Here is a 4776-nt window from a genome sequence, read left to right as displayed (position 1 = left end):
AGTGCTTATTTCGGTTCAACCACGTCCGCGGAATCGCGCGAATTGTGTGGCCGGTGGGGCGACTATATGGATTATCTTGAAGCGCCCGCCTACGATTGCCTGCCTGCGGAATATCAGGCCAAGGGATATGAAACCGCGGCCTTCCACGCCTTCTGGGGGGCGTTTTTTGACCGCACCGATTGGTTCCCCCGCATCGGGTTTCAAAAACTCTTTTTCCAGGAGCAGCTTAGAAACAGTAGTTTTGTCGAAACCGGCAAAACCTGCGGTCTGACGTTCAAGGGATTGTGCGATTTTGATGTCGCGGATGCCGTGGAGGCCTATCTGAAAGAACAAGCCGGGAAACCGAAATTTGTATACTGGCTGACGTTGAACACCCATCTTCCTCTGGAAAAAGGCATTGCGACTCCTCGGCTCGATTGCGAGACCGGTGGGCCCTTTGACGACTGGACCGTTTGCAGCATGACGGAAATGTGGATGGATCTCATGTATCGTGTGCGAGAGATGGCGCTAACCCCGGCGCTCAAGGATACGAGGATCCTCGTCGTCGGCGATCATCATCCCCCTGTCTGGACCCGTCAGGGAAGACGGCAGTTCGAAGCGGGAGAAGTTGCCTGGCTTTCTCTGAAGCCGACTACAGATGCAGCGAAAGACCAGGTTGCCACCGGGCCGCTATCGCAGAAAAACTAGAACCCGAGAAAACTTCTCATGTGAAAACGCGCAGTCGCAGCTTCCTGTTGGTGCTCCGCGCCGAACGGGCAGGCGCGCCGGGCAAGGCAGCCGGACAGGCATTCGGCGTTTTCTGTCGCTTCAAGATGTGCGCGGCAGCTTGGCACGTCGTAACCGGCCTCACGTGAGAGCGCGTTTGCGGGGCAGACGGACAGACAGGGCTTGTCCTGGCAGGTTTCGCAAGGGCCCTGCATTGTTGCCGGACCGATGAAGTGCGGCTGCCGGTCGGGAGAGAGAAAGACCGCCCGAAAGCCGGACCATGGGCCATAGTCCCGATGCGCCAGCACACCCATGGGGCTTTGTGAAAATCCGCCGCATTTTATGGCCCATTGCTGAAACGGGTAGTAGGGCGGGCCTTCAAAAGGGAAAAGCACCCTGAATCCGTTCGTGTTAGCCAGATCGGTCAAAACACGTTTGGTGTACCTGTCCAGCGCATGTGGTGCATCGTCGGAATATTCCGTGCTGCGGGTGAAAACCGGCCAGAGAGACGGGCCTGTGCTGCCGATCAGCAACAATGCCTTGGTCCGCTCGTCACCCTGCATTTCCGGCATCCCGGCGTTTGCGTCCGGCTCAAACCCGCCCAGGCACAAAAAGCCGGCGGCTGCGAGGTCTTTATTAAAAGTCGCTGCCGCCGGTGATATCATGTCAGTTGCTCTCAGCCGATCCGGTCGCGCTTGGCGAGCGTGCGCAAGCGCAAGGCGTTCAGTTTGATGAAGCCGGCTGCATCTTTCTGGTCATATGCGCCCTGGTCGTCTTCGAAGGTGACCAACTCTTCGGAATAGAGCGAATAAGGCGAAGACCGGCCGACCAGGATGACGTTGCCCTTGTAGAGCTTCAATTTGACGGTTCCGGTGACGTGTTCCTGGCTCTTGTCGATCAAGGCCTGCAGCATCTCGCGTTCAGGCGAGAACCAGAAGCCGTTGTAGATCAGCTCAGAATAACGAGGCATCAGCTCGTCCTTGAGATGCGATGCGCCGCGATCAAGAGTGATGGACTCCATCGCACGATGTGCGGTCAGGAGAATTGTACCGCCCGGCGTTTCATAGATGCCGCGGCTCTTCATACCGACGAAACGGTTTTCAACCATGTCGAGGCGGCCGATGCCGTTGTCGCGACCATAGTCGTTCAACTTGGCAAACAGTGTGGCCGGAGACATGTTTTTACCGTTCAGAGAAACCGCATCGCCTTTTTCAAAGCCGATTTCAATCTCGGTGACGACATCCGGAGCTTCTGTCGGGTCTACCGTGCGCTGAAACACATAGTTCGGGGCTTCTTCGGCAGGGTCTTCCAGGACCTTACCTTCAGAAGAGGAGTGCAGCATGTTGGCGTCGACGGAGAACGGCGCTTCGCCGCGCTTGTCTTTCGGCACGGGGATCTGGTGCTGCTCGGCAAAATCGAGCAGGTCGGTCCGCGACTTGAACGTCCAGTCGCGCCACGGTGCGATAACCTTGATATCCGGGTTCAGGGCGTACGCGGAAAGTTCGAAGCGGACCTGGTCGTTGCCCTTACCGGTGGCGCCATGTGCGATGGCGTCGGCGCCGGTTTCTTCCGCGATTTCGATCAGGCGCTTGGAGATCAGCGGACGGGCGATGGACGTCCCGAGAAGGTAGACGCCTTCGTAAACGGCATTGGCGCGGAACATCGGAAAGACGAAATCGCGCATGAATTCTTCACGCAGGTCGTCAATGTAGATTTCCTTGATGCCAAGCATCTCGGCCTTTTTGCGCGCGGGCTCAAGTTCCTCACCCTGTCCAAGATCCGCGGTGAAGGTCACCACTTCGCAGCCCAGTTCGGTCTGCAGCCACTTCAGAATGATGGATGTATCAAGGCCACCGGAATAGGCCAGCACTACTTTTTTGATGTCTCCGTGCGCCATCGAAAGAAGGTCCAATTCGTTGTTTTTTGGCGGTCTCACCGCACCGTTGAAAATTTGCGGCAATTTAGCCGGTTCTTTGGGCGGCGCAAGCCCCCCAACGCGGGGAAATGGCCACAGCTAGAGTTGCGATCAGACAAAGGTTTGCCGGAAGGCCGGGGACAGTTGAAACTTGCAATTGACCGCAACCCGGTCGAGGGTGTTAACGATTGGGAAAAGACCGGCTCAACGCCATGGCCGGATCGGGAGGTGGAATGAGCCTGATCGACTTCAAGCTCGATGTTTATGACTACGCGACTTTTCTGCTCTTGCTGGTGATCGTCATTGCATTCTTTTACGCAATGATCACGTTAGGCGGGTTGCCCGGCAAACTGGCGGAAAAGCGCAAACATCCCCATGCGGAATCGGTGAAACTCGGTGGTTGGATCGGTCTCTTCACCGTCTTTCCGTGGATCCATGCTCTGATCTGGGCCTATCACGATTCCCTGACGATCGATGTGCGCAAGTTGCCCGGGGACATGAAGGAAAAAAACGGTGTTGGAGAAACACCGGAGACGACTGGAAAACTTGAAGCCGGTCTTGGATCTGCAACAGCGGAAGAAGTGGCGCCTGAACAATTGCACAAGAGCACCGGCAGCGAGGGCGATGCCAAATGACGATCGCTCTGCTTATCGTTTTTTTCTACGCCATTGCCATGTGGCTGGTGTTCTACAAATACCGGCTTTTGAAATTCAATATTGCCTGGGGCGTGGTGACTTTCTGGGTCGGCTTTCATGTCCTGTTTCTGCTGATTGTCTTTTTGCGTTTCTATACGCCTTACACGATAGACGGTCATGTGATCCGTCAGACCATCCAGATCGCGCCACGCCTGCCGCACCCGACGCTTCTGGAAGAGGTGTTCGTGGCTCAGAATCAAAAGGTGAAAAAAGGCGACAAGCTCTATCAGTTCGACCGGACGCTCTATGCGGCCCAGCTTGAAGAAGCTCAGGCGAACCTGGCCAGCGCCCAGCAAAATGCGCTGATCCTGGAAGAAAATATCGTTCTTGCGCGGGATTCGGTGAATGAAGCACGCGCCAACGAGCAGTTTGCGAATGAACAGGTCAATCGGTACTCGAACCTGGTGCCGCGTGGCGGGGCGAAGCAAGAGACCCTCGACAAGTGGAACGCGCAGCTTGCTGGCGCTGAGGCACAGGTCGCTGAAGCCGAGGCCAACCTGAAAAAGGCGCAGCTGGCGACAGATGCAAAACTGGACGGCGTCAATGCTCAGGTGGCGGCCGCACAGGCCCAGGTGGATCAGGCCGTCTATTACCTCGATCAGACGACCATTTACGCGCCGGAAGACGGCATGATCATCAGTCAACAGGCGCGCCCGGGACTTGTTGTCGGAGGTTTTCGTATCGGTGCCATTGCCGCCTTTGTGGCCGACGCCGATCCTTATTTCCTGGCAACGTTCTATCAGGAACATCTTAAATTCGTGGAGCCGGGGCAACCGGTGGAAGTCTCGCTGGATTTCTATCCGGGCCAGATCTTCACCGGCAAAGTCAAGTCGATCTGGGAGGGAACCGGACAGGGGCAGATCAAGCCGAGCGGCCGGGTGCCGGACTTTCTGTTCATGAGCCCACAAGGGCGCTTCGCTGTCGAGATTGTTCTGGATGATGACCCGGCGCTCAAGAGATATCCTGGCGGTGCGCACGGGGCGGCGGCGATCTATACCGGCGGTGGCGGCGAATGGGTTGCGGTTCTCAGACGCATTAATATGCGGCTTTACGCCTGGATCAATTTCATTGTTCCGTTTGATGTCTAGAGTGGGCAGGTCGAATATGAGTCAGGTTCGGCAAGTTGCAAAAAGGCTGGTTTTTGGTAGCGCCCTGCTTCTGGGTGGCTGCATGGTTGGTCCCGATTTCGAGCGGCCGGAAGCCCCCTTGCTGGACAGTTGGAGCACCGGTGCCAATCTGCCGATTGACAGCCGTACCGGGTTTACCAGCCGCAGCGCGAATTCCGTGCCCTGGTGGCATGTGTTCAGGGACGAAACCTTGAACGGCCTGATCGCCGAGGCCTATCGCCAGAATGTGGAGCTTCAGGCAGCTGGTGTCCGGGTCTATCAGGCGCGGGCCCAGCTCGGTATCGCAAAAGGGGAGCTGTTTCCGCAGGTTCAGGAGTTGAAGGGCGGGTCGAAG

At 56.8% G+C, this 4776-nt stretch carries 5 protein-coding genes and 1 pseudogene; 4 read left to right on the top strand and 2 right to left on the bottom strand.

Going from position 1 to position 4776, the window contains the following annotated elements:
* The coding region (locus tag K5905_RS27685) for a sulfatase-like hydrolase/transferase (protein ID WP_297590362.1) at positions 1-687 on the top strand (687 nt) is incomplete at its 5' end.
* On the opposite strand, the gene K5905_RS27680 is transcribed toward K5905_RS27685, so the two are convergent.
* Both K5905_RS27680 and K5905_RS27675 read right to left on the bottom strand, forming a co-directional pair.
* Positions 684-1370 carry a hypothetical protein gene (locus K5905_RS27680; RefSeq protein WP_297590360.1) on the bottom strand — a complete coding sequence of 229 codons (687 nt, stop codon included), beginning with the start codon at positions 1368-1370 and terminating at the stop codon, positions 684-686. The genes K5905_RS27685 and K5905_RS27680 overlap by 4 nt on opposite strands.
* 11 nt (positions 1371-1381) lie before the next feature.
* Positions 1382-2602, bottom strand: coding sequence for an argininosuccinate synthase (locus tag K5905_RS27675; RefSeq protein ID WP_297590358.1), 1221 nt, complete (start codon positions 2600-2602; stop codon positions 1382-1384).
* Positions 2603-2853: 251 nt separating this feature from the next.
* Between K5905_RS27675 and K5905_RS27670 the strand changes: the two genes are divergently transcribed.
* The 3 genes and pseudogenes from K5905_RS27670 to K5905_RS27660 all read left to right on the top strand — a co-directional run.
* Positions 2854-3255 carry a DUF3302 domain-containing protein gene (locus tag K5905_RS27670; protein WP_297590355.1) on the top strand — a complete coding sequence of 134 codons (402 nt, stop codon included), beginning with the start codon at positions 2854-2856 and terminating at the stop codon, positions 3253-3255.
* Positions 3252-4403, top strand: a complete 1152-nt coding sequence (locus K5905_RS27665; RefSeq protein ID WP_297590353.1) for an efflux RND transporter periplasmic adaptor subunit — start codon at positions 3252-3254, stop codon at positions 4401-4403. The genes K5905_RS27670 and K5905_RS27665 overlap by 4 nt, the downstream gene beginning before the upstream one ends.
* Before the next feature lie 16 nt (positions 4404-4419).
* Positions 4420-4776: pseudogene (locus tag K5905_RS27660) on the top strand (hypothetical protein); the annotation flags it as partial.

The organism is Roseibium sp. (assembly GCF_025698965.1).
In the GTDB taxonomy this organism is placed as follows: domain Bacteria; phylum Pseudomonadota; class Alphaproteobacteria; order Rhizobiales; family Stappiaceae; genus Roseibium.
Note: the sequence above shows the minus strand (reverse complement) of the source record. Positions and strands in the feature narration are given on the sequence as shown.